Annotated in this window: 22 protein-coding genes and 1 pseudogene; 18 read left to right on the plus strand and 5 right to left on the minus strand. The window is 64.0% G+C overall.

What is annotated here, in order from left to right:
* Window positions 1-3: 3 nt before the first annotated feature.
* The 3 genes from G5A46_RS08425 to G5A46_RS08435 form a co-directional block, all read right to left on the minus strand.
* Window positions 4-876 carry a 4-(cytidine 5'-diphospho)-2-C-methyl-D-erythritol kinase gene (locus G5A46_RS08425; RefSeq protein ID WP_239520677.1) on the minus strand — a complete coding sequence of 291 codons (873 nt, stop codon included), beginning with the start codon at window positions 874-876 and terminating at the stop codon, window positions 4-6.
* Window positions 863-2,563, minus strand: a complete 1,701-nt coding sequence (locus G5A46_RS08430) for a tetratricopeptide repeat protein (RefSeq protein WP_239520679.1) — start codon at window positions 2,561-2,563, stop codon at window positions 863-865. The genes G5A46_RS08425 and G5A46_RS08430 overlap by 14 nt, the downstream gene beginning before the upstream one ends.
* Window positions 2,564-2,702: 139 nt before the next feature.
* Window positions 2,703-4,349 (minus strand): electron transfer flavoprotein-ubiquinone oxidoreductase, encoded by a 1,647-nt coding sequence (locus tag G5A46_RS08435; RefSeq protein WP_163848974.1) that lies wholly within the window; start codon window positions 4,347-4,349, stop codon window positions 2,703-2,705.
* A gap of 350 nt (window positions 4,350-4,699) precedes the next feature.
* On the opposite strand from G5A46_RS08435, the gene greA reads away from it, so the two are divergent.
* Window positions 4,700-5,170, plus strand: coding sequence for a transcription elongation factor GreA (gene greA, locus G5A46_RS08440; protein WP_163848975.1), 471 nt, complete (start codon window positions 4,700-4,702; stop codon window positions 5,168-5,170).
* Window positions 5,171-5,210: 40 nt separating this feature from the next.
* A complete protein-coding gene (locus tag G5A46_RS08445) occupies window positions 5,211-6,254 on the plus strand; it encodes a hypothetical protein (RefSeq protein WP_163848976.1) in 1,044 nt (347 codons plus the stop codon).
* Between the two features lie 87 nt (window positions 6,255-6,341).
* Here the strand turns inward: G5A46_RS08445 and G5A46_RS08450 are convergent, their stop codons facing one another.
* On the minus strand, window positions 6,342-7,337 hold the full coding sequence (locus G5A46_RS08450; protein ID WP_239520859.1) for a polyprenyl synthetase family protein: 996 nt from the start codon (window positions 7,335-7,337) through the stop codon (window positions 6,342-6,344).
* A 62-nt stretch (window positions 7,338-7,399) separates the two neighbouring features.
* Here G5A46_RS08450 and G5A46_RS08455 point away from each other — a divergent pair, with 62 nt between their 5' ends.
* The 3 genes from G5A46_RS08455 (at window position 7,400) to G5A46_RS08465 (ending at window position 8,716) form a co-directional block, all read left to right on the plus strand.
* Window positions 7,400-7,615, plus strand: a complete 216-nt coding sequence (locus tag G5A46_RS08455; protein WP_163848977.1) for a putative signal transducing protein — start codon at window positions 7,400-7,402, stop codon at window positions 7,613-7,615.
* Window positions 7,593-8,435, plus strand: a complete 843-nt coding sequence (locus G5A46_RS08460; RefSeq protein WP_163848978.1) for a methyltransferase — start codon at window positions 7,593-7,595, stop codon at window positions 8,433-8,435. Before G5A46_RS08455 ends, G5A46_RS08460 begins: the two co-directional genes overlap by 23 nt.
* Before the next feature lie 110 nt (window positions 8,436-8,545).
* Window positions 8,546-8,716, plus strand: coding sequence for a YdcH family protein (locus tag G5A46_RS08465; RefSeq protein ID WP_163848979.1), 171 nt, complete (start codon window positions 8,546-8,548; stop codon window positions 8,714-8,716).
* Between the two features lie 35 nt (window positions 8,717-8,751).
* Here G5A46_RS08465 and yddG read toward each other — a convergent pair whose 3' ends face one another.
* Window positions 8,752-9,630 carry an aromatic amino acid exporter YddG gene (gene yddG / locus G5A46_RS08470; protein WP_163848980.1) on the minus strand — a complete coding sequence of 293 codons (879 nt, stop codon included), beginning with the start codon at window positions 9,628-9,630 and terminating at the stop codon, window positions 8,752-8,754.
* 164 nt (window positions 9,631-9,794) lie between these two features.
* Between yddG and G5A46_RS08475 the strand changes: the two genes are divergently transcribed.
* From G5A46_RS08475 to G5A46_RS08535, 13 genes and pseudogenes are all read left to right on the plus strand, one after another.
* Complete coding sequence (locus tag G5A46_RS08475; RefSeq protein ID WP_163848981.1) at window positions 9,795-10,523, plus strand: class I SAM-dependent methyltransferase; 729 nt, start codon at window positions 9,795-9,797, stop codon at window positions 10,521-10,523.
* A gap of 47 nt (window positions 10,524-10,570) precedes the next feature.
* Entirely contained in the window at window positions 10,571-11,782 is a 1,212-nt protein-coding gene (locus G5A46_RS08480; RefSeq protein WP_239520686.1) for a lipopolysaccharide biosynthesis protein, read from the plus strand.
* The gene (locus tag G5A46_RS08485) at window positions 11,779-13,335 is read left to right on the plus strand and encodes a GMC oxidoreductase (protein ID WP_163848983.1); all 1,557 of its coding nucleotides are present in this window, start codon (window positions 11,779-11,781) and stop codon (window positions 13,333-13,335) included. The genes G5A46_RS08480 and G5A46_RS08485 overlap by 4 nt, the downstream gene beginning before the upstream one ends.
* The gene (locus G5A46_RS08490; RefSeq protein ID WP_163848984.1) at window positions 13,332-14,318 is read left to right on the plus strand and encodes a glycosyltransferase family 2 protein; all 987 of its coding nucleotides are present in this window, start codon (window positions 13,332-13,334) and stop codon (window positions 14,316-14,318) included. Before G5A46_RS08485 ends, G5A46_RS08490 begins: the two co-directional genes overlap by 4 nt.
* Complete coding sequence (locus tag G5A46_RS08495; protein WP_163848985.1) at window positions 14,315-15,454, plus strand: hypothetical protein; 1,140 nt, start codon at window positions 14,315-14,317, stop codon at window positions 15,452-15,454. The genes G5A46_RS08490 and G5A46_RS08495 overlap by 4 nt, the downstream gene beginning before the upstream one ends.
* Entirely contained in the window at window positions 15,451-16,593 is a 1,143-nt protein-coding gene (locus G5A46_RS08500; protein WP_163848986.1) for a glycosyltransferase, read from the plus strand. The genes G5A46_RS08495 and G5A46_RS08500 overlap by 4 nt, the downstream gene beginning before the upstream one ends.
* Complete coding sequence (locus tag G5A46_RS08505; RefSeq protein WP_163848987.1) at window positions 16,590-17,573, plus strand: glycosyltransferase family 2 protein; 984 nt, start codon at window positions 16,590-16,592, stop codon at window positions 17,571-17,573. The genes G5A46_RS08500 and G5A46_RS08505 overlap by 4 nt, the downstream gene beginning before the upstream one ends.
* A complete protein-coding gene (locus G5A46_RS08510) occupies window positions 17,570-18,538 on the plus strand; it encodes a glycosyltransferase family 2 protein (protein ID WP_163848988.1) in 969 nt (322 codons plus the stop codon). The genes G5A46_RS08505 and G5A46_RS08510 overlap by 4 nt, the downstream gene beginning before the upstream one ends.
* Window positions 18,535-19,662, plus strand: coding sequence for a glycosyltransferase (locus G5A46_RS08515; protein WP_163848989.1), 1,128 nt, complete (start codon window positions 18,535-18,537; stop codon window positions 19,660-19,662). Before G5A46_RS08510 ends, G5A46_RS08515 begins: the two co-directional genes overlap by 4 nt.
* A 52-nt stretch (window positions 19,663-19,714) precedes the next feature.
* Window positions 19,715-20,782 (plus strand): annotated as a pseudogene (locus tag G5A46_RS19915) (glycosyltransferase family 4 protein); the annotation flags it as partial.
* The gene (locus G5A46_RS08525; RefSeq protein WP_163848991.1) at window positions 20,779-22,047 is read left to right on the plus strand and encodes an O-antigen ligase family protein; all 1,269 of its coding nucleotides are present in this window, start codon (window positions 20,779-20,781) and stop codon (window positions 22,045-22,047) included. The pseudogene G5A46_RS19915 and the gene G5A46_RS08525, both read left to right, overlap by 4 nt.
* A complete protein-coding gene (locus tag G5A46_RS08530; protein ID WP_163848992.1) occupies window positions 22,035-23,249 on the plus strand; it encodes a glycosyltransferase family 4 protein in 1,215 nt (404 codons plus the stop codon). The genes G5A46_RS08525 and G5A46_RS08530 overlap by 13 nt, the downstream gene beginning before the upstream one ends.
* Window positions 23,246-25,390: a Wzz/FepE/Etk N-terminal domain-containing protein gene (locus G5A46_RS08535; RefSeq protein ID WP_163848993.1), complete on the plus strand. Its 2,145-nt coding sequence runs from the start codon at window positions 23,246-23,248 to the stop codon at window positions 25,388-25,390. Before G5A46_RS08530 ends, G5A46_RS08535 begins: the two co-directional genes overlap by 4 nt.
* Window positions 25,391-25,393 lie beyond the last annotated feature (3 nt).

Consider the following 25,393-nt stretch of genomic DNA (forward strand, 5'->3'; position numbering starts at 1 on the left):
GGGTCAGCGCAAGGTCACGGCCTGCACCCACCACGCGGGATACGCTGCACGGACGGTCGATTGCGCCGCCTGGGCGGTCGCCTGGTCAGGGTAGAGCCCGAAACAGGTAGTGCCTGATCCGCTCATCCGGGCAAGGGCGGCGCCGGTGTCGCGCAGGACACTCAGCACCGTGCCGATCTGTGGGGCAAGGGCGATGGCTGGCGGTTCCAGGTCATTGCGTTGCCCGACCAGCCAGTCGATGACGGCACCCGGGTTGCGGAACTCCGGCAGGCGAGCGGGCAGGGGTGGAAAATCACGCCGCTCCAATGCCTGAAACACCCGCGGCGTGGCAAGATGCAGCCCCGGATTGACCAGCAGCGCGGGGAGCGCGGGACAGGGCGGAAGCACGCTGACCTGTTGCCCGATGCCACGCATCCGGGCGGCGCGAGACAGCAGGCAGACCGGGATATCGGCGCCCAATGTGGCGCTTCCCTCGGGCGGGGGGCGGTCGTGCAGCAACGCCAAGCCCCGCAAGACCGCCGCCGCATCCGCCGAGCCACCACCCAGCCCCGCCCCTGCGGGCAGGGATTTCTCCAACGTGATCGCGGCGGAGTGGCCCATCCAGGCCGCCGCCCGCAGGGCCAGGTTGTCGGCCGTGGCAGGAGCGACATGGCGCATCGGGCCGGTGATCTGCAAGGCGGAGGAGGCCGCCGGGGAAATGATGAGCCGATCGCCGATATCGGCAAAGACCACCAGAGAATCAAGCAGATGCAGGCCATCTGCCTGCTGCCCGGTCACATGCAGTGCCAGATTGACCTTGGCCGGCGCAAAAACGCGGACGGAATTGGCCGTCCGCGTTCCCGTGATGCTGAAATCGGCCGTGTCAGCCGCCGTCACGCGCCACCTGTAGTGGTTCGGCTCCTTCGTCGGCCAGAACGGCGTCCAGCCCGACCTTGAGCTTGCGGCGAATCCGTTCCGCATCCGCATCCTCCGGCGCGAAGGACAGGGCGCGGTTCCACTGGAATTCGGCCTCCCGCGCGCGTCCGACGGCCCAATAGACATCTCCAAGATGGTCATTGACGATGGGATCCACCGGCATCAATTCCGTCGCGCGTTCCATGTGGCCGACCGCCTCTTCGTAGCGGCCCAGCCGGTAGAGAACCCAGCCGAGGCTGTCCATGATATAGCCGCTGTCGGGCCGCACGTTGGCGGCGCGTTCGATCATGGTCAGCGCCTCGTCCAGTTTGCGGTCCTTTTCCACCAGCGAATAGCCAAGGTAGTTCAGAACCTGCGGCTGGCCGGGGTTCAGCTCCAGCGCCCGGCGGAAATCGGTTTCGGCGGAATCCCAATGGTTCAGACGCTCGTTGCTGATGCCGCGCGCGTAATGCACGAACCAGCGGGACGAATCGTCCTGCGGATAAAGGCCGAGCGCCTTGTCATAGGCGGCGACCGCCTCGATATGGTGGCCCTGCTGACGGTACAGATCGCCCAGCGTGGAATGCACCACCGGCAATTGCCCATGGCTGACAGCCAGCTGCTGCATCACCTCGATCGCGGCGTCGACCTTCCCGGCCTTGCGCAGCGCATCGGCGCGCCCCAGCTCTGCCGCGTGGAAGGCCGGGTTGTCGCGCGGCACCCGGCGGTAGGTGCGGGTGGCGAGGTCAGGATGATCCATCTTTTCCAGCAGCCCGGCGGACAGCAGCAGCGCGTCGATGTGATCGGGGCGCAGGTATTCGGCCACGCGGGAATAAAGCAGCGTGTAATCGTGGCTGGCCTCCGTCTGGAGAGCGGCGGCGACGGAGTAGAAGACTTCGGCTACGCCGTCGGAAATACTGGTCACATGGGTGTAGGGTAGGGTGTCACCGGCGGCGAGCGCGGCGCGAATGGCCTGCAACGCCGGGTCCAGGTCAGAGCCGAACAGGGTTTCGATCAGGTGCAGCGCGTCGTCGTTGCGGTCCAGCTGGCTCAGCACCTCGATGCGGGCCATGGCGCCCCGGCGGGTCATCTGGACCTTCTGGTCGGGTGTGCCTTCGTAGATGGCTTCCGCCGCCTCGAAATCGCCGACATATCCCAGGGCCAGAGCCTTGTGATACAGGGCGAACCGGGTCAGGCCCTTTTGATCGGCGACACCGTTATAGGCGGTCAGCGCGGCCTGCATGTCGCCCTTGCCGATGTTGACCCAGGCGGCGATCAATCCGTCCACCAGCGGTCCGATGCCACGCCCTTCTTCAAGGCGGGCGAGGACAGCGTCATAGGCGCCTGCGCGGACTTCCTCCGCGACCAGTGCCATATGGGCGATCTGGCTGGGCCGTTCGCCTTTTTCCATGCGCTGCGCCACGGGCACGGCCTTCGGCGTTTCACCTGCGGCGATCTGCGACAACACCATGCTTTCCAACAGCTTGGCATTGTTCGAATCCTTGCCGAGCGCGCGGAGATAATAATGCACTGCGGCGTCGTAATCACTGCTGAGACGTGCCTGGCGCGCGGCCAGGTAGCTGCCAGCATTGCCCTGCGCCTGGACGGGGGCGGTCTGTGCCGCCATGCCCATCGCCGCCGCCAATGCTGCGAAACGGAGTGCCTTCATCCCGATACCTCTTCTACCCGATTGAAAGAGCCTAGGGCATGGATGGCGTGGCATGCAATGCATTCGGGCCGGATAGGAAGAATTCTACGCAAGATTCTTCCGCACCGGCCCGATTCAGCGCCAAAGTTGGACGCTGCCCCTACATGTTGGGGTAATTCGGTCCGTCACCACCCTGCGGAGTGGTCCAGTTGATGTTTTGCGGCGGATCCTTGATGTCGCAGGTCTTGCAGTGCACGCAGTTCTGGAAGTTGATCACGAAGCGCGGCTCCTGCCCGTCTTCGGTGACGAATTCGTAAACACCGGCTGGGCAATAGCGCGCGGAAGGCCCGGCAAAGGTCGGCAGGTTGCGTTCCACCGGGACAGCGGGATCCTTCAGTTTCAGATGGCAGGGCTGGTTCTCCTCGTGATTGGTCATCGAGAAGGACACATTGGTCAGCCGGTCGAAACTGATCTTGCCGTCGGGCTTGGGGTAGTCGATCGGCTTGTGCTTGGCCGCCGGTTCGGTCGCGGCGGCGTCGGTCTTGCCGTGTTTTTGCGTCCCCAGCAGGGAGAAACCGAAGGTGTTGGTCCACATGTCGATCCCGCCCAGGGCGAGCGACGCGGTCAGCCCGTATTTGGACCACAACGGTTTGACATTGCGCACCTTCTTGAGATCCTTGCCGATCGCGCCGCCGCGCACCTCGGCCTCGTATTCGGACAGTTCATCGCCCGCGCGGCCGTCCTTGATCGCGGCATGTGCGGCCTCTGCCGCAGCCTTGCCGGACAGCATGGCGTTGTGGTTGCCCTTGATCCGAGGGACGTTGACCATGCCCACGGAACAGCCCAGCAGCGCGGCGCCGGGCACGACCATCTTGGGCATCGACTGATACCCGCCTTCGGTGATGGCGCGGGCGCCGTAGGCGACCCGTTTCCCACCTTCGAGCAGTTTCCTGACCTCGGGGTGATGCTTCAACCGCTGGAATTCCATGTAGGGAAAGACATGCGGGTTCTTGTAGTTCAGGTGCACCACGAAACCGATGAAGATCTGGTTGTTCTCGGCGTGATAGATGAACGAACCGCCGCCCGCATTCGATCCCAGCGGCCAGCCCATGGTGTGGGTCACGGTGCCTTCGGCATGTTTGGCCGGGTCGATTTCCCAGATTTCCTTCATGCCAAGGCCGAATTTCTGCGGTTCCTTGCCCTTGGACAGGTCGTACTTGGCGATCACCTCCTTGGCCAGTGATCCGCGCACCCCCTCGGAAAGGAAGACATATTTGCCGTGCAGTTCCATCCCCGGTTCGTAGCCCGGACCCTCGGTGCCATCGGGGTTGCGGCCGAACTCGCCGGCGACGACTCCCTTGATCCGATCGCCGTCATAGACGATTTCGGAACAGGCCATGCCGGGGAAGATCTCCACCCCCAGTTCCTCGGCCTGTTCGGCCATCCAGCGGCAGACATTGCCCATGGAGACGATGTAATTGCCGTGGTTGTTCATCAGCGGCGGCATCGGGAAATTCGGTACGCGGATGCTGCCGGCCTCACCCAGCATCAGGAAATTGTCCTTTGTCACCGGGGTATTCAGCGGCGCGCCTTTTTCCTTCCAGTCGGGGATCAGGGCGTCCAGACCGATGGGGTCCAGTACGGCACCGGACAGGATGTGGGCGCCGACCTCGGAGCCTTTTTCCAGCACGACGACCTCCAGGTCGGGGTCCAGTTGTTTCAACCGGATCGCGGCAGACAGGCCGGCGGGTCCGGCGCCGACGATGACCACGTCATATTCCATCGTTTCGCGCTGGGTCTCGGACATGATGTTGCTTCCTGGTCTGTGTACTGGGTCCGGGTTGTCCTATCGCGGTCCCGGCCGGAGGGTCAATTGCAACAACGCGTCACAAGGGCCCGCGACGGGGGTGATGGCGCTATCAGGGCGCACCGGAGGTTCTTTGGTAACCACGTAGGGCGCACCGGCGACGTGTCGCGCGATCCCGTGCCAGGGTCGCCGGCGGGCCGGCGCGCCGCATCGCGTATGTGCGGTACAGGACCGGGGGAGCAGGGTTTCGCTTGCATTTCCCGTCCGGTTTGGGTGAGGTACCGGGAACGATCTGCGTGTGAAGGGGCCTTGGCAAATGGGGCCCCTTCGTCGTTACCGTGGAGGATCCAATGGAAAAGATACCGATGACCCGCGCGGGGCACACCGCGTTGGAAACAGAACTGAAACAGCTCAAATCCGTGGAGCGCCCGGCAATTATCCGAGCGATCGCGGAGGCACGGGAGCATGGCGACCTTTCGGAGAACGCGGAGTATCATTCCGCGCGCGAAAAGCAGAGCTTCATCGAGGGCCGTATCAAGGAACTCGAAGGGGTGTTGTCGCTGGCGGAGGTCATCGACCCGACCACGCTGTCCGGGTCGATCAAGTTCGGCGCTACCGTCACGCTGGTGGACGAGGATACGGACGAGGAAAAGACCTACCAGATCGTGGGGGAGCATGAGGCCAATATCGAAAAAGGCCTGCTCAACATCAAATCCCCCATCGCCCGCGCCCTCATCGGCAAGGAAGAAGGCGACAGCGTCGAAGTCCGAACCCCTGGCGGTGACCGGGCCTATGAAGTGCTGAAGATCAAATTTGCTTGATCCGTCGCGCCATATCGCCGAATGACGGACATGGGACGGAATGCGCGACACTCGGGAGAGAAAACCGATGCTGGTTGGCCGCTACCAATCACCTGAGAGGGGCGGAATGAAGATCGGAGAATGGGTAGCTATGGGCCTTGCCCTGCTGTGGCTGGTCGGATCGCTGCTGTTCTTTGTCGTGCTGGGCCCGGATGCGGGCGCTGAACCCGGCCTCACCTCAGGGGGCGGGACTGCGCTGCAATCCGTCATGGTGCTGGTCGCCGTCTTCCTGCCCGTGGCGATCATCTGGATGGGCCTCATGGCCATGCGCTCGGCCCGCGTCATGCGCGAAGAGGCGCAGCGCCTGCAAAGCGCTGTAGACGCGATTCGGCATGCCTATGTCGTCCAGGCGCAGCGGGGCAGTACCTCTCCCGATGCCAGCGTCGCGAAAAAGCTGGAGGAAATCGCCGAAGCCACGCGCAAGACGGAATCGGCACTGGCCATCTTCACCACTTCGCGGGAAACGCTGCCCCCCCCCGGCCCGGCCCCGCGCCGCGCCGATCCTCGGCAAGACGAGGCGGAGAATCAGGCGCCGCTGCCCCTGTTGGGTACCCGGACCGAGGAAATGGCCCCTCCGTTGGACACCGGAGATTTCATCCGGGCCATCAACTTCCCCGAAACGGCCGAGGACGAGGAGGGATTTTCCGCCCTGCGCCGGGCCTTGAAGGATCGGGGCACCGCGCTGCTGATCCAGGCCGCGCAGGACATCCTGACGCTGATGAGCCAGGATGGAATCTACATGGACGACCTGCGACCCGACCGCGCGCGGGTGGAGATCTGGCGCCGCTTTGCGCAGGGAGAGCGCGGGCGGCAGGTCGCGGCGTTGGGCGGGGTGCGGGACCGGTCGTCGCTGGCGCTGGCGGCCGGCCGGATGAAACAGGACCCGATCTTCCGCGATGCCGCGCATCATTTTCTGCGCCGGTTCGACAAGACCCTGATCGAATTCGAGAAAACCGCCAGCGACCAGGATATCGTCGACATGGCCGATACCCGCACGGCCCGTGCCTTCATGCTGCTGGGCCGGGTTGCGGGGATCTTCGACTGATTTGAACGCAAGGGCGGCGCGGTGCTGCATAGACGGGCCATTCGGGGCCGCTATGCATTGCATGCGGCAGCGCGGCGGCCAGTCCGGTCAGCTGAGCCGAGCCACCACATATTCTGCCAGATCCGACAGGTTGTCGCGCAGTGCCCCTTCGGGCAGGGCCAGCAGGTTGCGCCGGGCCTTCGCCGCCCAGTCCTGCGCCGTGGCGCGGGTGCTGTCGAGGCTGCCGTGACGCCCCATCAGGCGCAGCGCTTCGTCCAGGTCGCCTTCCTCCTGGCGGCCCCGGCCGATGGTTCGCTGCCAGAACTCCCGTTCCACGGTGTCGGCGGCGGCGATGGCGCGGATCACCGGCAGGGTCAGCTTCCGCTCACGGAAATCGTCGCCGATATTCTTGCCGGTCTTGCCGGCCTGACCTTGGTAATCCAGCAGGTCATCGGCCATCTGGAAGGCAATCCCCAGGGCGTCGCCGTAATCGCGCAGCGCCGTGATATGCGCCTCGGAGGCGCCTGCGATGACTGCGCCTGCCTCCGTCGCGGCGGAGAACAGCGCCGCGGTCTTGCCGCGCACCACCTGGAGGTAGGTGTCCTCCGGCGTGTCGATCTTTTGGGCGACGCTGAGTTGCAGCACCTCGCCCTCCGCGATCGTGGCCGAGGCATTGGCCAGGATGTCCAGTACCTGCAGGGAGCCGCATTCCACCATCAGCTGGAACGCGCGGGCAAAGAGGTAATCCCCCACCAGCACCGAAGATTGATTGTCCCACAACAAGTTGGCCGACGGGCGGCCACGTCGCTGCGCGCTTTCGTCGACGACATCGTCATGCAGCAGCGTTGCCGTATGGATGAACTCCACCGTGGCGGCCAGATGCACGTGGTAGGGCCCGTCGTAGCCGCACAGGCGGGCCGCGGCCAGGGTCAACATGGGGCGCAGGCGCTTGCCCCCGGCCTCGACCAGATGGGCCGTCACCTCCGGGATGCGGGGCGCGTGTTCGGACGCCATGCGTGTGCGGATCAGGCTGTTCACCTGCGCCAGATCATCTGCCAGGCGCGCGGCAAGCGCGTCGTGCGGTCTCCCGATTTCCTTGTCCACGGCCGTCACTCTTTCGTCACCTGCTCTCGACAAACTTGAGGTGTGGCCGTTATCTGACTGATATGAGACAGATCCTCGGTACAAATGACCCCACGGCCCTTGCCTTCGCCACGGCACTCCTGCGCGGCGAGGGTATAGACTGCTTTGAAATGGACGTAAACATGAGCGTTCTCGAAGGCTCTGTCGGAGTGCTGCCGCGGCGACTCATGGTGCGCGAGGCCGATCATGCCCGGGCCAGCGTCGTTCTGTCGGACAATGGTCTGTCCCCCGCCCCCTGATCGGCGGGCGGCTGCCCCGACCTCCGGTGATCGCGAGGATGCCGGCGCGCTGGATCCATCACCGCAACTCACTGAATTGACGCGTGATTCCTTCCTTGGCGGGCGGCTCTACCTGCACCAGCCGCAAAAGGGATATCGCGCCGGGATCGATCCGGTCCTGCTGGCCGCCGCATTGCCCCTGACCGCGGGCCAAAGTTTGCTGGACCTGGGATGCGGGGCCGGGGCCGCGGCACTATGTGCCGGGGCGCGGGTGCCCGGTTTGCGGCTTGCAGGGCTGGAGCGGCAGGCGTTCTACGCCGATCTGGCGCGCCGCAACGCAAGGAACGCCGGTCAGCAGATGGATGTGTTCGAAGGCGATCTGACCCAGATGCCCGCCGCGCTGAAACAGCGCCGTTTTGACCATGTTATCGCAAATCCTCCGTATTTTCGACGTGACGCCTCACTGTCGTCCGTCAATCATCGGAGAGAAGGGGCGATGGGCGAAAAAACGCCCCTTGCCGCCTGGGTCGATGCTGCGGCCCGACGCTGTCGCCCGCGCGGGCTTGTCACCTTCATTAACAGGGCCGAACGGCTGCCGGACCTGATGCATGCCTTTGCCGAGGCCCTCGGGTCGTTTGAGCTGAAACCGTTGATCCCGCGCGCGGGGCGCGCGGCGCAGCTGGTCCTGCTGCGTGGGCGCAAGGAAGGGCGTGCGGGCTTTCGCCTGCATGACGGCATGGTTCTGCACCGTGGCGCGCGGCATACCAGCGATCGGTCGGATTATACCGATGAAACACAGGCAATTTTGCGGAATGCTGCCGAATTAACGTTTCATAAGTAATTTTCAGCAAGAGTTCATGGAAATCCGCGCAACCTAAACCCACATCAAGTGACAGGCGAGGGAAACTATGCTGTACTCGCCTGATAAGCGTAAACCGAGAGGAGTAGACCATGAGCTTGAGTTCCCACCTGGAAGAACTGAAGAAGAAACACCAATCCCTCTCCACTGCCGTGGAATCCGCCCAGCGATCGCCCAGCACCTCGGACGCCGAAATCCGCGAGATGAAGAAGCAGAAGCTTCAGATCAAGGAGAAGATCGTCCGCCTCGATACCTCCATGTGACCGGCCGGGGCAGGGGGAATGCCCTGCCTCGTCTCTCAGCCCTTGTCCGTTTGCGCCCCGAAGGACGCGCGTGCCGCAAGGGCCGCGCCGCCAGCGATCAGGCAGGCGGCGCCCATCAAGGTCCAGGTGGCCGGGGCCAGCCCGGCAACGATCAGCACCAGCGTGGACAGCAGCGGCGCAGCATAGGAAGCTACGCCCAGAAGTTGGATATCGCCGCGCTTCACGCCGATATCCCACGTGTAGAATGCCAGTCCGACCGGCCCCAGCCCCAACCCCAGGATGGACATCCATCCCAGTGTGGCTTGGGGCCAGCGTGTTTCCTCCAACCCCATATGCAACAGTGCGGAGAGAACCGCGGCAATCAGGCAGAACAGGGTCACGGCGGCTGTCGGAACCGTGCCAAAACGGCGGGACAGGACAGAGTAGCTGGACCAGGTCAGGGCGCAGGCCAAGGCCAGCGCATAGCCGGGAAAATGCTCCGGCGCGAAGCCGTTGCCGCCGCCGCTGATGATCAACGCCGCCCCGGCAAAGCCGATGGCCCCGCCGATGATATGACCCGCCCGCAATCGTTCTCCGGGCAGCAGCCCGGACAACAGCACGATCAGCAGGGGCCAGAGATAGGCGATCAGCCCGGCCTGCGCTGCGGGCGCGGCGCGCAGGGCGGCAAAATACAGGGCGTGATAGCCGAACAATCCGATCACCCCCAGGGCATAAGCCGCCGCGGGCACATGCCGCAGCGCGCCCCATTGCCCGGTCACCCCGCACCAGATCAGCCCCAGCCCGCCACCAATGGCAAAGCACATGGCGTTCAGTTGAAGGGGCGGCACCGGCACGCTGCCCACGGTGAGCAACGCCAGAAGCGCCCAAAGAAGAATGGCCGTAAAGCCGATGATCGTCGCCTGACGCTGTCTCATCAGGCTGATGTGGCGCAAACGCGACAGGGGGTCAACTGGGCCACCGCTCGGCTTCGTCCTCCCTCCGGGGGGAGTGAATTCCGTGCTCGCGACGGTCCGCCCTGACGGACAGGCCCGCCTTCGGGCTATCCCGGTGTTCCCCTGTTTACGAGTGATCCTTTGTCATGACCCATGTCCTTCCCGAAGGGCCGCCTCGTCGCGGCCTGAGAACTAAAATTCGTCACAAGCTATATCGATTTACCTGTATCAAGGGGAAGCTCTCCACCCGGAACCTTGACCGGCTGTGCCGCGACTACGCCACGACGGAGCCGACGCTGGTCATCCATTCCGAAGATGTCGACTACGCCCCCCATTTTCCGAATGCCCATACGGTGACCAAGCGGCGCGACGTCGCCGCCGATCTACATGTGGACCCGCACTACATCGGGTTGGAAGCCATTCCCGATGCCAGCTATCCGTTGGTCCTGTGCACCGGCCTGCTGGAACATGTGCCCGATCCGGCCCGCCTGATTGGGCAGATGCAGCGGATCCTGGCGCCGGGCGGACGTTTGGTGATTTCAGCCAGCGCGGTGTTTTCCTTTCACGAATCTCCCGACAATTTCTTCCATTTCACACCCCATGGTTTTCGCCATCTGTTCCGCGACTGGAGCCGGATGGAGATGCTGCGCGGGTCCAGCCAGCCGTTCGAGACGATCGGCATCCTGCTGCAACGTATCCTGCTGCAATGCGAGGTCTTCCCCCCCTTGAGGCCGCTCATCGAACTGCTGGCGCGGACTATCCGAATTCTGGATATTTTCGTTTACCGTCAATTTGATACGGTTCAGTTTTCCGACGCGCGCAGCATGACGGACACGATGCTGCCGTCCAACATCCAGGCCTGCGTGGTGAAATGACCGCAGGTTCGGCGACATATGAAAAGCGCACAGCGCGACGGGCATTGATGGCCGGGCTGTCGTGGCACCTGGGTTTGACCCTGCTGCGGCGTGGCGCAGGGTTCGCTGCCATGCTGGTGGTCGTACGTGCATTGGATCGCAGCCAATACGGCCATTATCAATTCGTCTTTACCATTCTCGGCCTGGCCGGGATTACGGCGCTTTCAGGCATGAAGGCGGCGGTGACCCAATCGGTTGCGCGCGGCCATCCCGCCACCTACCGACAGGCGGCGCGTTTGTCATTTATGGCCTCGACACTTGGCGGCGCGGCGGTGGCCGGCTACGGCCTGTTTGTCTGGCATCACGGCAACGCGGAGCTGGCGCTGGCATTGGTTCTGGCCGGGATGCTGTTTCCCACGGCGCGTGGTTTTCTGACCTGGCAGGCCTTTTTGTTGGGACAGAGAGAATTCGCCCGGTCCGCCAGGGTGCAGGGGAGTGCCGCATTGCTCTCCGCTTTGCTGCTTGTCAGCGCGGTTGGGATCTGGCCGGGGCAACTGGTTCCGGCGGCGCTCGTCTTTCTGTCGGTTCAGTCGGTGCAGAACATTCTGATGCATCGCCGGATCCTGCGCCTGCTGCCCTCCGAAACCCATGCGGAGCAGGGCGCCTTGCGCTACGGTGTACGGTCGACATTGTACGATGTGGCAAATGTGGTCGGCAACGGAGCAGACCGGATTCTCCTTTTTGCCACCCTCTCTCCCGAGAGCCTGGCCGGATACGCCGTGGCTACCCGCTTGCCGGAGCTGGCGAAGGATCTGATCCAGGGGCTGCGCAACGTTCTTGTCCCTGATCTGGCGAAACGGGCGCGCCCGTCGCCCACCCTGCACCGACAGCTGAACCGGTTGGTTCTTGGGTTGGCGGGGGGCATGGTCGCCGTGGCGGTGGCAGTGGTGCCATGGCTGCTTCCGCTGGTCTTTACGGCCGGCTATGCGGACATGGTCCTGGCCAGTCAATTGTTGATTTTATCTGTCGCCGCAGGGGCTTATGCAACTGTCAAATCCGCGATAATTTTCTCGCGACTGGATGAGCACGGCGTGCGCGCGGTCCAGCTGTGGCCGAACCTGGCCCGTATCCTGGCGGCGATCGCACTGATCCCGCCCTTCGGGATCATGGGAGCCGTGGCGGCGACTTTGCTCTATCGCGTGATGCTGAGCGTGGCAGTGCATCTGCATATGCGGCGCGACCTGCGACCTGGCCATTCCGAAGCAGGGGCATTCTCATGAACGCGCATCAGCCCATCGCGTTGCGTGATTGGCCTGCCGGGCAGCCGCTGACGGCCGAAATCTGCGTGATCGGATCCGGGCCAGCGGGCGGCATTCTGGCGGCAGAACTTGCCCGGGGTGGTTGCGACGTCCTGCTGGTAGAGGCCGGTGCAACGGAACGCGGCCTGCCCGGTGTCCTGCCTGAGCTGACCGCCGTGCAAGGCCGGCCCGCCATGGGCCCCGCGCTGGCGCGCCAGGTGGGAGGAGGTTCCAACTTCTGGGCGGGGCGGGTAACCCCTTTGGATCCCGTGGATTTCGCCCCGCGCGACTGGGTCGATATCCCGGGCTGGCCTTTGGCCCATGCCGATCTCGCGCCTTATGTGCAACGCAGCCTGGCGCTTCTGTCTCTGCCGGATCCCGCGAAATTGGTCGCCGTCGGTTCTGCCGGAGCCTTCGGTTCGGCGCTGGAGCAGGGCGACGTGATCGCGAAAACCGCCCTGTGGTCAGATCCGCCCTTTCGCGTCGCCGATTTGTTGGGGCGCGCACCGGGCCTCCGCATTGTGACCGAGGCGGAGGTCACCGCGCTGCACAGCGATGGGGGGCAAGTGATAGCGGCGCGGCTGTTGGGCCTGGGCGGCCGCCAGGTCGACGTTCGGGCGCGCAGCTTTGTTCTGGCTGCCGGCGGGTTGGAAGTGCCACGCCTTCTTTTGAATTCGACAGATGAGATGCCGGAGGGGCTGGGCAACGGGTATGACCAGGTCGGTCGCTACCTCTCCACACATCCAAAGGCCAACCTGGCGGTTCTGCGCCTGCGACGGGCAATGGCGCCCCGACATGCCTTGTACCTGGATTGCCGCGATGGCGGTCAGTCGTGCCGTATGTCCCTGACGTTGCCTGAAAATGTGCAACGCGATCAGAAGCTTTTGAACCATTCGGCGCAATTTTCGGTATTCTCAGAATTTCAGGCAAGCCGCCTCTTCGGGGCAGTGTCCGGGGGATGGTTGACCAGCGGGGCCGGCGCAGGTCAGGTCACGCAAAGGGCGGTCTCGGAAGCGGGGCTTTGGGCTTGGAACCGGGTCGGCCGGCTGGCCCGCTGGCAGCCACGCGCAAAGGTGCTGCGGGTTCGGGCCTTTCTGGATCAATATCCCGATCCGCAGAACCGCGTCCATCTGAGCGCGGCGCGGGATGCGGCGGGACGCCGGGTCTGCGCTGTCCAATGGCGGTACACCCGTCGAGACCGCCAGTCTGTTGTAAAATTCCTCAACGAATTGTCGCGAGTCTGCGCCGCCAGGGGGATCGGTACCCTGCATCATGCACTGAACGTCCGGGAGGAATGGCCGCTGACGGCCCTTCATTCGCATTTCATGGGGACCACGCGTATGAGCCGCGACCCCGCAACCGGGGTGGTTGACGCGAATTGCCGGGTCCACGGAACGCGGAACCTATACGTCGCGGGCCCGTCGGTCTTCTCCACCTACGGCAATGCCAATCCGTTCCTGACGATTGCCGCGCTGTCGCTGCGGCTGGCGGATCACCTGCTGGCGAAATCCACCGCGAAAAGGCGGGAAATATGACTTGCAAGCCCCTGATCACAATTGGAATCACCTGCTTCAACGCGGCGGACACCATCGACCGGGCGATTGCATCCGCCCTGGCGCAGGACTGGCCCTGGATTGAGATATTGGTCGTCGATGATGCCAGTGTCGATACCTCGGCAGAGCGTATCGCGGCCTGGGCCGGCCGGGACAAGCGGCTGCGCGTGGTACGGCACGAGGTGAACCTTGGCTACCCGTCGGCATTGAACACCCTGATTTCCGCGGCCCAAGGTCAGGCCATCGCATTCTTCGACGACGACGACCACAGCGCGCCTGACCGGCTGCGTCACCAATACGACCGGCTGACCAGCCACGAGGCCAAACATCCCGCTCAGCCGGTGCTGTGTTATGCCAATCGCCTGGTTGTGGAGGGAAGCCAGCGGGTTCTGAGTCGTGCCATCGGACGGCAGGCGCCCGAACCGCACGGCCCCGCCGTTGCCGATTTCCTGCTGCTTCAGGCCCGGGCGCGCCCCTTCACCTGGGGCCAGTTCGGCAGCTGCACATTGATGGCGCGGGTAGGGGTCTTGCGCGGGCTGGGCGGGTTCGATCCAGGGTTTCGGCGGATGGCGGAATGGGATCTGGCGATCCGCGCGGCCGCAGGGGGCGCGCATTTCATCGCCGTCGATGCGCCGTTGGTCACCCAGTACAAGACCCCGGGCGACGGGGCCGAAAAGACGGGAAATACACCGTTAAGATACGCGCTCAGGTTGCGAGAGAAACATGCGGGCATTCTGAGAGAGCGGGGGCTCTATCGCGCGGCGCGGGCCATGGCGCATGTCCGGTTCCATGCAGCGCGTGGCGCGCGTGGCCGAATGCGGGTCTTTGCCGCGCTCGCGCTGGTCCATGCCCCCCGCCAGATGGCTGCCCCGGTGCTTGGTGGCAGCCGGATCTGGCGCCGAATTCGGAACGTGATCAGTGCCGCAACTCACTTGTCCAAAACGAAAGGGGAGGGACGCGCATGAAGGCGATCCTGCACATCGGTCAGTCCAAGACCGGGACATCCGCCTTGCAAGCCTGCCTTGCCGCGAACCGCGCATGTCTGCGTGCGCAGGGCGTCGTCTATCCAGATGCGGCGATCTGGCGGCTGCCCACGTGTCTCCTGTCACATAATGCGTTGGGGGATGCCGTCGCTGGGCGGCAGGTCTACCCCTATCTCACGGTGGAGAAATGGGTGAGCCAGATCTCCGCGCAGTTGCGAGCCCCCGGCATGGATCGGCTGATCCTGAGCGCGGAGCATTTCTTTGGCGGTGAACCGCGTGTGTGGGACATGCAGGGGGAAGAGGCGTATTTCACCGCCTACTGCGCCAAGTTGGTCGCGTTGAAACAACTGTTGATCCGCTGCGGGTGCGACGCGGTCGAGGCAGTCGTTTACCTTCGCAACCAACAAGACTGGCTGCGAAGTTCGATCGCGCATACAATCCGATTTCAACTGCTGCACGCCGCGTCGGACGTTTACCGCGACGATCTTCAGTATTTCACGATGGTGCGGCCTCTGTTGCGCTACGGCGCGTTGCTGGATTGCTGGGCGGAGGTCTTCGGCGCCGCGTCGATCCGCGCGATCCCCTACCACCCTACGGCGCTGGTGGGGGGGGATATTCGCCGCGACTTTGCAGAACGCGCGGGATTGCGCGGGGTGTCCTTCATCGCGGGGGGCGAGGCGAACCGCACGTTGTCGGCGGAATTTCTGGCGGTCAAGGCCATGCTGAATGGCCAGGCCCGGGCCAAGGACGCCGAACGGGTGGTCATCGCTTGTCTGGACAGCTTGTCACGGCGCCAAGGGGCAGGTCGGCGCTACCCCATGGACCCGGCGATCCTGCCTGCGCTGCGCGATCTGGCGGAGCCGGAAAATGCCCATGTCAACGCCCGCTATATGGTCCCGGGGACGCGACTGGAACTTCCAACTCTGATCCATGATCCAACGGTAACGGATGCGGAATTCGCTCGGGCGATGGCGGCCTTCAGAGAGGAGTTCGCTACGCCAAAGTACCGATTCATGTATTTGAAAATTCGCATGAAATCCTGGTTGCGAAATCGCGCGTCCCCGGCCCATGCCGTACTTCGACAATTGGCCCTTGTCGGGCGGAGGGTAGCGGGATGAGCCTGTCAGCCATCTGTCGGGACCCGCGAAGCGTCGCGCTTTATTTTCAACGGCTTGACCGGGCCGGCGGCGGGGCGGAGCGGATGTTGTGCCAATTGGCCAACGCATTGGTGGCGCGGGGCGGGCGGGTGCATGTCGTCAGTTGGGACGCGCCGGGCGCGACGTCCTTCTATCCCTTGGGGCCGGGGGTGCGCTGGCATCGGTTAGGCTTTGCCCCCGGCTGGGCGGACAAGGCGCGGCGCCTGGGTGCGCTGTTCCGGGTGTTGCGCGACAATCGGGTCGCGACACTGGCGGGCTTTGTCATGGCGGGGGACATGACCGTCTTTGTCGCCGCACGTCGCGCCGGTGTGCGCCTGGTGGCCGCAGAGCGGAATGGGCCGACGATGTACCGACATCTCTACAGTCCGGGGCGGCGCTGGATAAACCTGTCCCTGTTGCGGATGGCCGATCGAATTCTGGTGCAAAGTTCTGATTTCGTTGTGGGATATCCGACTTCGCTTCGCCGAAGGATGGAGGTTCTGCCCAATCCGGTCAGGACAGCCACGCGGCTGGCCAACCCTCTGTGTCCTGGGCCGGAGGGGCGCAGGGTGGCGCTCTGTGTCGGGCGCCTGGATCCGGTGCAGAAACGGCCCGGCCTTCTGGTCGCGGCCTTCGCCCGGATCGCGCAGCGGCACCCGGATTGGGATCTTCACCTGCTGGGATGCGGGCCGGCGCGCGCTGATCTGGCCGCCCAGATCGCGGCGGCCGGATTGCAGCGGCGCGTGCAAATACGCCCAACGACGAAACAGGTGGCCGCAGCCTATTGTGGGGCACATCTGTTCGTCCTGCCTTCCCTTTGGGAGGGGTTTCCCAACGCGATGGCGGAGGCGATGAGCCATGGCCTGCCCGCCCTGACCCTGGCCGGAGCCGAAGGCGCGGCAGCGTTGTGCCAGCGCGGCGGCGGTTGGGTGGTCGAAGGCCTGCCGGAGGTCGCCGCGCTGGCGGAGGGGCTATCCACCGCCATGTCCGATCCGCAGGAACTGGCCCGCAGGGGCGCCGCCGCCAGCGCCGCCATGACGGACTTCGCGCCGGATGTGATTCACGACCGTTGGGGAGAAATCCTGCTGCGCTCCGACGCCGGGATGGAGGGTCGGACATGAGGGATGCCCCCCTGATCACCATCGGCATGACCGCCTACAATGCCAGGTTGAGCATTCGGGCCGCGATTGCCTCTGCCCTTGGGCAGTGCTGGCAAAGGTTGGAGCTCGTGATCGTCGACGATGCCTCTACTGACGGTACCGGGGAAATTCTGACGGCATTGGCCGAACGGGATCGCCGGATACGGGTGATCCGGTTGCAGCGGAACGGCGGAGTCGCGCGGGCGCGCAACCACATCCTGGCCGTGGCGCGCGGCAGTCATGTCGCATTTTTCGATGATGATGACGTCAGCGAACCCGACCGGATACGTGTGCAATTCCAATCGCTTTCGGTCTATGAGGCCCATCATTCCGGCGGCGCGCCGGTCCTTTGTCACACCGCACGGCGCCAGGTGTTTCGTGACGGGCGTAGCTGCGTCCTGCCCGCACTTGGCCAAAGTCAAAACGCGCCCGGACCGTCCGGCCCGTCCGTTGCGCGGCGTATCCTCATGGGCGCGGCGGTGCCCCACGCCACCGGAACCTGCGCCACCAGCAGCCAATTCGCGCGACGAGAGACCTATGTCCGTGCCGGTGGGTTCGATCCGGCGCTGCGGCGCAGCGAGGACACGGACCTTGCCGTGCGCTTGGCCCGCGCCGGGGCGCATTTCCTGGGTCTTCCCTCCCCCTTGGTGATCCAACAGATGTCCCCGGGGGCTGACAAGACCTTGGCGCAGGAGCATCAGGCCATGCGCAAGATATTGGCCAAGCACCGGGATTTCATCGCCGCTCATGGTGATTACGACTTCGTTTGCCGCTGGTTGGATCTCAAGTTTCGGGCTCAGGAACATGGTGCCGCGGCGCTGTTGGCCGGACTTCTACCTCTGGCGGCCCGTCATCCATGGCGCTGTGCGCATCGTCTGCACCAGGCATTGCCGCGACGCGGCGAAAGGCGGGCCCAGGCTCGGTTTCGCCGTGCGATCAGCCGGGCGGAGGGCGGGATATGAGCAATGCCGAGACGCTGACCCCGCCACTGATTACCGTCGGACTGACCTGTTTCAACGCTCGCGAGACGGTACAGGTGGCTTTTGACAGTGCTGTGGCCCAGGATTGGCCGAGGGTGGAGATCGTGGTGGTCGACGATTGTTCCTGCGACGGATCGGACCTCCTGCTGATGGCTGCCGCTGCCGGACGTGACAACGTGAGGCTGATTCGTCACAGCAGAAATCTTGGCGCTGCGGTGGCGCGGAACACGATCCTGCGTCACGCATCCGGGACCTGGCTTGCCTTTTTCGACGATGACGACATCAGCCATCCCGCCCGCCTTCGACTGCAACTGGCGCATCTCCTTATGGCCGAGGCGCAGGGATTGCCGGTCTTGTCCTATGCTTCCGGGCGCCGGCGCTATGACAACGGATATGAAAAGCCGCTGCCTGCGATTGGTAGCCGGGGCCGGGGACCGCAGGGGTGCGCGGTGGCCGATTACCTGCTGTTCAACCAGCGCGATCCGGCGGCTTTCTATGGTGCCGGAACGCCGACCTGCGCGCTGATGGCGCGCACCCGCACATTGCGGGACCTGGCCGGATTCGACCCTGCTCTGCGGCGGGTGGAAGATGTGGACTTAGCCATTCGCGCGGCCCTCGCCGGGGTGCGGCTGGTCGGCTGCCCGGCGGATTTGTTCCTGCAACGCGCGACCACGGCACCGGACAAGAGCGCGGATCGGAACTTCGTCGCTGAACGGGCCCTGGTGGAGAAGCATGCCGACTATCTGCGTGGACGCGGAATGCTGTCCTACTCCCGCGCCTGGTTGCAGATTCGCCATTGCCATTTCAGCGGCAAGCATGGTGCACTTGTGCTGCGCATCTGCTTGTTCCTACTGCGATATCCACGACGAGGTTTGCGCCATCTTGTCCGCTCCGGCCCGGCCCGGCTGGCCCATGAACGGCGTCTGCGTGCAGGGGTGGCGCCATGACGCAGCGGCCTTTGCGACTATTGCTGGTGGTGCGTTTGTTCGACGGTGTCGCCGGCGGGGTTGAACGGATGGCGATCACCTTGGCCAACGAGATGGCGGCGCGCGGGCACCGGGTGCATCTCTTGTCCTGGGATCGCGCGGGGGCGGCACCGTATTTCCCGCTGGACGCGGCAGTTACCTGGCATCGCCTGGACATGGGGGATGCGCGTGTGCGGGCCGGAGGACGGCTGCGGCTGGCCCGTTTGCGGCACATGCGCAGGTTGATCGGCAGGCTGGCGCCGGACGCTGTGCTGGCTTTCCAACAGGGCACATTCTGGAGCGTCGCCGCCGCCTGCACCGGGCTTCGCCTGCCGATCATCGCGGCCGAACGCAACGCGCCCGCCCGGTTCGACCATCTGAAGGCCGGGCGCGGTCGGGTCTGGCGCATGTACAGCTTTGCCGGCGCCCGCCGGATCACGGTGCAGTTTTCCGATTATGTGCCTGGCTATCCCCGGATTTTGCGGAACCGTATCCGCGTGATCGGCAATCCGGTCGCCCCAGTCGCGCGCCCGGCGGATGCGGCTGGCGGTCCGGGCGCGGCGCGCAGATTGCTGTGTGTCGGGCGGCTGAGCTATCAGAAAAACCCCGGCGCGCTGGTCGATGCCTTTGTGTTGCTGGCCTCGCAGCACCCGGATTGGCACCTGACCTTTGTCGGTGAGGGGGAGGACGCAGCCGCCCTGCGCACCCGCGTCGCGGCGGCGGGATTGGCGCGGCGTGTCACCTTTGCTGGCGCCATCCGGGAGGTTGAGGGGCACTATCGCGCGGCGCACCTGTTCTGCCTGGCATCCCGCTGGGAAGGGTTCCCCAATGCGGTGGCGGAGGCGATGGCCCACGGTCTGCCTTGCGTCGGCTTCGCCGATTGCGCCGGGATGCCGCAGCTGATCCGCGATGGCGAAAGCGGGGCCTTGGCCACCGGTAACGGTGCGGCCGATGCCTTAGCAACCGCGCTGTCGCCATTGATGGGCGACGATGGCATCCGGGCACGGTTGGGGCAGGGCGCGCGCGCCGCGATGGCCGCCCATGCCCCAGCCCAAGTTTTCGATCAATGGGAAGACCTGTTTTCGGAGCTGAGGAGGGCGTCATGAAAATTCTTTTTGCAATCAAAACGTTGCATGACATAGCCGGGGGGCGGAACGGGTTTTGTGCCTGCTTGCCTCCCTCCTGGCGGAGCGGGGGCACGAGGTCTGTGTGATGACCTGGGACCAGGCCGGCGCGCGTCCGTTCTACCCGCTGGACCCGCGCGTGCGGCAGATCGGCCTTGGCCTTGGCCGTCCTGACCGGCCCGCCCGCCCCACAGAAACGTTGCAGCGGATTTTCGCGCTGCGCCGCCATGTCGGGCGCATTCGGCCGGACGTGGCCGTGGGGGTCAACAGATCGATCTATGTGCCTCTGGGGCTGGCGCTGGCAGGGACCGGAATTCCGGTTCTGGGTTGCGAACATAACTTGCCCGACCGCTATGTCCGTCGGCCTGCGCAACGTTTGGTGACCTTGGCCACGATGCCGTTTCTGTCCGGTCTGACGGTCCTGTCCGAGGCGATTCGATGCAGCTATCCCCCTGCGATGCAACGCAAGATGATTGCCGTCTCCAACCCCGTTGCGCCCCCAGTATCGCCGGGAACACCGGAGGGGCGCAGCTCTTGCCGGATCGTGAATGTCGGGCGCCTGGTGGAGCAAAAAGATCAGACAACCCTGATTGAAGCCTTTGCCCGCATTGCGCCGCATCATCCAGGCTGGACCTTGCGTATTCTGGGGGATGGCCCACTGCGCCCCGCGCTGGAAGAAATGCGCGCCTCGCATGGTCTGGAAACACGTGTGGACCTCCCCGGCGCAACCAGGGATATCGCGGCGGAATATCGGGACGCAGAGATTTTTGCCCTGTCCTCCCGCTTCGAATCCTTCGGCCTGGTCACCGTGGAGGCGATGCAACATGGCCTTCCGGTGGTTGCTTTCGCCGATTGTCCAGGCGTTGACGTGTTGCGTGACAAGGAAACCGGCCTGCTGGCTGCGTCCGGCCCGGACCGCGCCTCCGCCATGGCCGGGCCTTTGGATCGTCTGATCCGCAGCCCCGAGTTGCGCCAACGATTGGGGAGGCGTGCGCAGACGGTCGTGGCCGGAAAGTTTGACCCGGTAAAGCTCTGTGCAGAATGGGAAAACCTGCTCTTCAGCTTCGTGTCGGGCGGCCAGAGGTACGAGGTGTCCGCGTGATCCTCCGGCCCGCGATCGCGAATGGCACGCCCCTGACGCCCGGCGATATCTCGGTAACCTTGTTCTTCCTGTCGCCGCTGATCTATTCGATGGACAACGATCCCTGGCGCGCCTGGGAGGTTCTGATCCTCGGGGGCCTTTTCTCCATCTGGTTTCTTCACCGGCGAGTGGGGCCGGTCCCAAGGGGGGAGATCACCCTTGCCTGCACCTATGCGCTGTTGCTTCTGGTGCAGCAGATTGCGATTCCCGGGGGCACGTTTTCTTTCGGGCTGAAGTTCCTGGTCGCGACGCTCGCGGCCTTCCTGCCGTTTTGGGTCCTGCGTGCAACCCATTGGAATATCTCGGAACTCATGGCTCCCCTCGCCCGCGGGGTGGAGGTATTGGCAATCCTCGCCACCCTGTCGATCATGGTTTCTTTCGCGCTTGGCATCGGGGAATACTCGCAAGGCGGTTTCCTTGGCCGGCGGGCCTTTGCCTGGCTGGGGGACAGCTTCACGCCGGTTCTGGTTTTCCCGATCTGCTATTTTCTTTTGCAGCGCAGGGGCTTGGCCGCCGCATTTTGTCTGCTGGCGCTGTTGATGACAGGGGGGAAGGCCGGGCTGGTGATGCTATTGGCCGCAAGCGCGCTGCTGATCCTGATAGGCACAGGCTCACCGATTTTGCGCCTCGGCCTTGGGGCGGCATTGCTGATCTTGCTGCTGCTCCCCCGGGACGTGCAGGAGGCGTTCCAGAATATTCGCAATTTTCAATTCTCCCTGAATAATCGGTTGTTTTCGCTCCAGATCGGGTTGGAATATGCGCGGGAAAGTCCGTTTTGGGGCATTGGCATCAATCGCGGTTTGGGCAGCGTGGGGCCTGATGTGGACGTGCTCGCCCGCTCCCTGGGGGTGACGCAGTTCTTTCCCGTCAACCAGATCCACAACGCCTATGTCCGAACCCTTGCCGAAACCGGGATACCGGGCTTGATGCTTCTGCTGAGCCTGGTCGCGATCTGGCTGCGAAACGCCTGTCGTGGAATCGCTGCGGCGCGCCGGCTTGCCCCCTGTCCTGAGCGGAGTTTCCTCCTCGCATCAAGCGTTTGGGTGATCTGCTTCGTGTTGGTCTACCAGACAACAGGATGGTTTCTGCACGGCCATCCACAGCTGTGCTGGTTACTGATCTTCACCACATTCGGACCGATCCTGCACGACAGAATTGAACGTAATCGCCGGGCGGAACTCTCCGTCCGGCCCGCAACGGGCGAGGTGCTCCCATGCATGTCCTGATCACAGCTAATTCCTCCTGGTATGTTCTGAATTTCCGGGCGCGCCTGATCCGCCACCTGAAGGCCGACGGCCACCGGATCACGGTCCTGGCCCCCAGGGATGGGTACACTGAAAGGTTGCGCCGTCTGGGGGTGACATTCCGACCGTTAACCATGGATCCACAGGGGACTGCGCCGCTGGCCGAAGGGCGCTTGCTTTTGGAAATCTGGCGTGCGTTCCGTCAGGCGCGCCCGGACATGGTGCTCAGCTATTCGATAAAGAACAACATTTACGGAGCCTTGGCAGCGCGGTTCTGTGGCGTCTCCCTGATCCCGAATGTCAGTGGGCGCGGGCCGGTCTTTACGCGTGGTGGGCTGTTGCGCAAACTGGTTCAAGGGCTCTATCGTCTGGCCTTCCGACACCTTCCGGTTGTGGTTTTCCAAAATGCCGAGGATCGCGCGCTGTTCATTCAGCTGGGTCTTGTGCGGCCTGAACAGGCGGTCCGCCTGCCGGGGTCGGGCGTCGATCTGGGGCGTTTCGCGCCTTGCCCTTTGCCAGCGTCGCGTCGCGTCGTCTTTCTACTGTTTGCCCGGTTGATTCATGAGAAGGGAGTGCCGGAATTTGTCCATGCCGCCCAACGCCTTATCGCTCAGGGTGCCTCGATCGACTGCCGAATAGTGGGATTTTTGGACGTGGCAAGCCGTGATGCCATCAGCCGCGCGCAGATGGAGGAATGGGTGGCAAGCGGCGCAGTCAGCTACCTCGGGCCGACCGATGACGTGCGCCGGGCCATTTCCGGGGCCGATTGCGTTGTGCTGCCCTCAACCTACGGCGAAGGCGTGCCGCGGGGGTTGCTGGAGGCTGCCGCGATGGGCCGGCCCTTGATTACGACGGATCGACCCGGTTGTCGCGACGTCGTCGACGCGGGGCATACGGGTCTTCTGTGCCGGGATCGAGACGCCCGCGATCTGGCGCGCAAGATGGCGGAAATCGCCGAGATGTCCCCAACGGCGCGGCGCGCCATGGGGGCGGCCGGCCGCAAGAAGATGGTCCGCGAGTTCGACGAAATGCGGGTCATCGGTGCCTATCGCGCCTGGATCGCCGGGGCCTCGAAAACAACGGTCAGCATTCCGGTCTTGCCACCGCAGGCCTCACCGGAAATCGCACCGGTTCCGGGCGCGTTGTCTGCCGAAAAAGGCCGCAACCACGAGTTGCTTCAATGACGACGCATTCACCATCTTTCATCGCTGCGGAGCCGGAACAGATTCCAGGGCGAGATATGGGAGCTCGGCGGTTGCCACTTGCCGCAGGCTTCGGCAGGGAGCTGGATCTTCCGGGTCTCGCAGCCACCCTGTGGCGAGGGAGGCGGGTGCTGTTTTCGACGGTTGCCACCGCGATTTTCTGCGCTTTTATATACGTCTCGGTGATTGCAGTGCCGAAATATACATCCGACGTCCGGATGGCGTTTCAGGTGCGCAGCCAAAGCGTCCTGAACTTGGAAAGCGTGATTTCGGGGCTCTCCGCGGATCAGGCCACCATCAACACCGAGCTTGGAGTTCTGACCTCACGCAGGTTGATGGAGCAGCTTGTGATTGCGGAGGGGTTGGTAGATGATCCGGAGTTCAACACCCGCATTCGGGAGATCTCTCCCTTCTCGGTTCGCGGCATCCGGGGGGCGCTCCGGTCCCTTTGGCCGCCAAAGTCCGAGCCAATGGACAGCCCGTCCGCAGAGCAAGTGATACGCGCCACGGCCAACCGGCTTCGCAATGCGATATCGGTGGAGGCCGATCGGAATTCCTTCCTGTTCAGCATCTCTGCGACAACGGAAGACCCTGTCAAGTCGGCGCGGATCGCCGACGCACTGGCGCGCCTGTACTTGCAGGATCAGGTGGCGGTCAAATTCGACGCGGTGGGGCACGCCGTTGACTGGCTTTCGATCAAGGTGAGGGAGCTGGAGGAAGAAGCACAGGCCCGGCAGGAAGCCATCAGATCGCTGCGGTCCAGCACGACGCTCATCTCCGCCGAAGCCTTGGAGGCATTAACCTTGCGGGTAAAAGATGTGCGGGAGAGGGAGGCCAGCCTCGAATCGCAAATCCTGGGGGCCGAGGCAGAGATCATGCGTTTGTCGACGCTGATGGAGGCGGGAGAGTTTGCCACGTTGTTGGAGACAGGCGGGGCTTCTCCACGGTCGAATACCAGCGCGGAGGAACAGGCGCGGGCGCTCATGGGTACCCGTTTTGCGGTGTTGGAGCGCCAGAAGGGCCAGTTGGCGGCACTCCAAACCTCTCTGGCTTTGCTGGAAGGCCAGGTGACGGAACAGGCGGAGGATTTGGACAGGCTGAATCAACTGGAAGATGAGGCAGAGGCGACCCGCCTCCTGCACGCAACATTCCTTTCCCGTCTCAAGGAAACAGCCGTGCAGATCGGCATGCAAACAGCCGACAGTCGCATCCTGTCCGATGCGGCCCCCGGCCGGAAAGTGGCTCCCCGGGGCTCGCTAATCCTGGCGCTGGCCGTGATTCTGGGGCTGATGGGAGGCGCAGGATTCATTTGGTTTCAGCAGGTTGGCGTCACAGGATTTCGTTCCGCTCTTGATTTGGAGGCTTCAACCGGCCTTACCATCCTCGGCCAGGTGCCCCGTCTCCCCATCGTCGACAGGGCCGCGTTGCCGGGCTACCTTCGCGATAACCCCACCGCCGCCGGAGTGGAGGCGGTGCGTAATATTCGCACCTCCTTGTTATTGTCGCGGCAGGACAAGCATCCGCAAGTAATCACGGTCACTTCCTCCATACCGGGTGAGGGAAAGACAACTCTGTCCCTCGGTCTGGCTCACAATCTCGCGGGCCTGGGACGGCGTGTTCTGCTGATCGAAGGCGATATTCGCAGGCGCACCTTGGACGAGTATTTTGATGTCCGGCCGGGGGCGGGGCTACTTTCTGCGCTGCGAGGAGAGACCGAGCTGGGCCAGGCCGTCTTTTCCAGCGAGTTCCCTTCTTTCGACGTCTTGGTCGGAGGAGATGGAGACGAACGGAACGGCGATCTTTTTTCGTCCCGGAATTTCGGGGCCTTGATCGCGCAGGCGCGCGGGATTTATGACCACGTGGTTATCGACACGCCCCCGGTTCTGGTGGTTCCGGAGGCGCGGGTCATCGCCGGCCACGGCGATGCTGTCGTCTACGCGGTGCTGTGGAACCGCACCACCCCGGTCCAGCTGCGCGAGGGAATGCGACAGTTTCAATCGGTAGACATCCCCTTGGCGGGATTGGTCCTGTCAAATGTCGATCCGAAGGGGATGCGGCGCTATGGCTACAGTTCCCAATCGGGAGCATATAGCAACTATGGCGCGCCATATTATGACCTTTAGGTT

Origin of the sequence: Pseudooceanicola aestuarii (assembly GCF_010614805.1) — a bacterium.
Taxonomy (GTDB): Bacteria; Pseudomonadota; Alphaproteobacteria; order Rhodobacterales; family Rhodobacteraceae; genus Pseudooceanicola; species Pseudooceanicola aestuarii.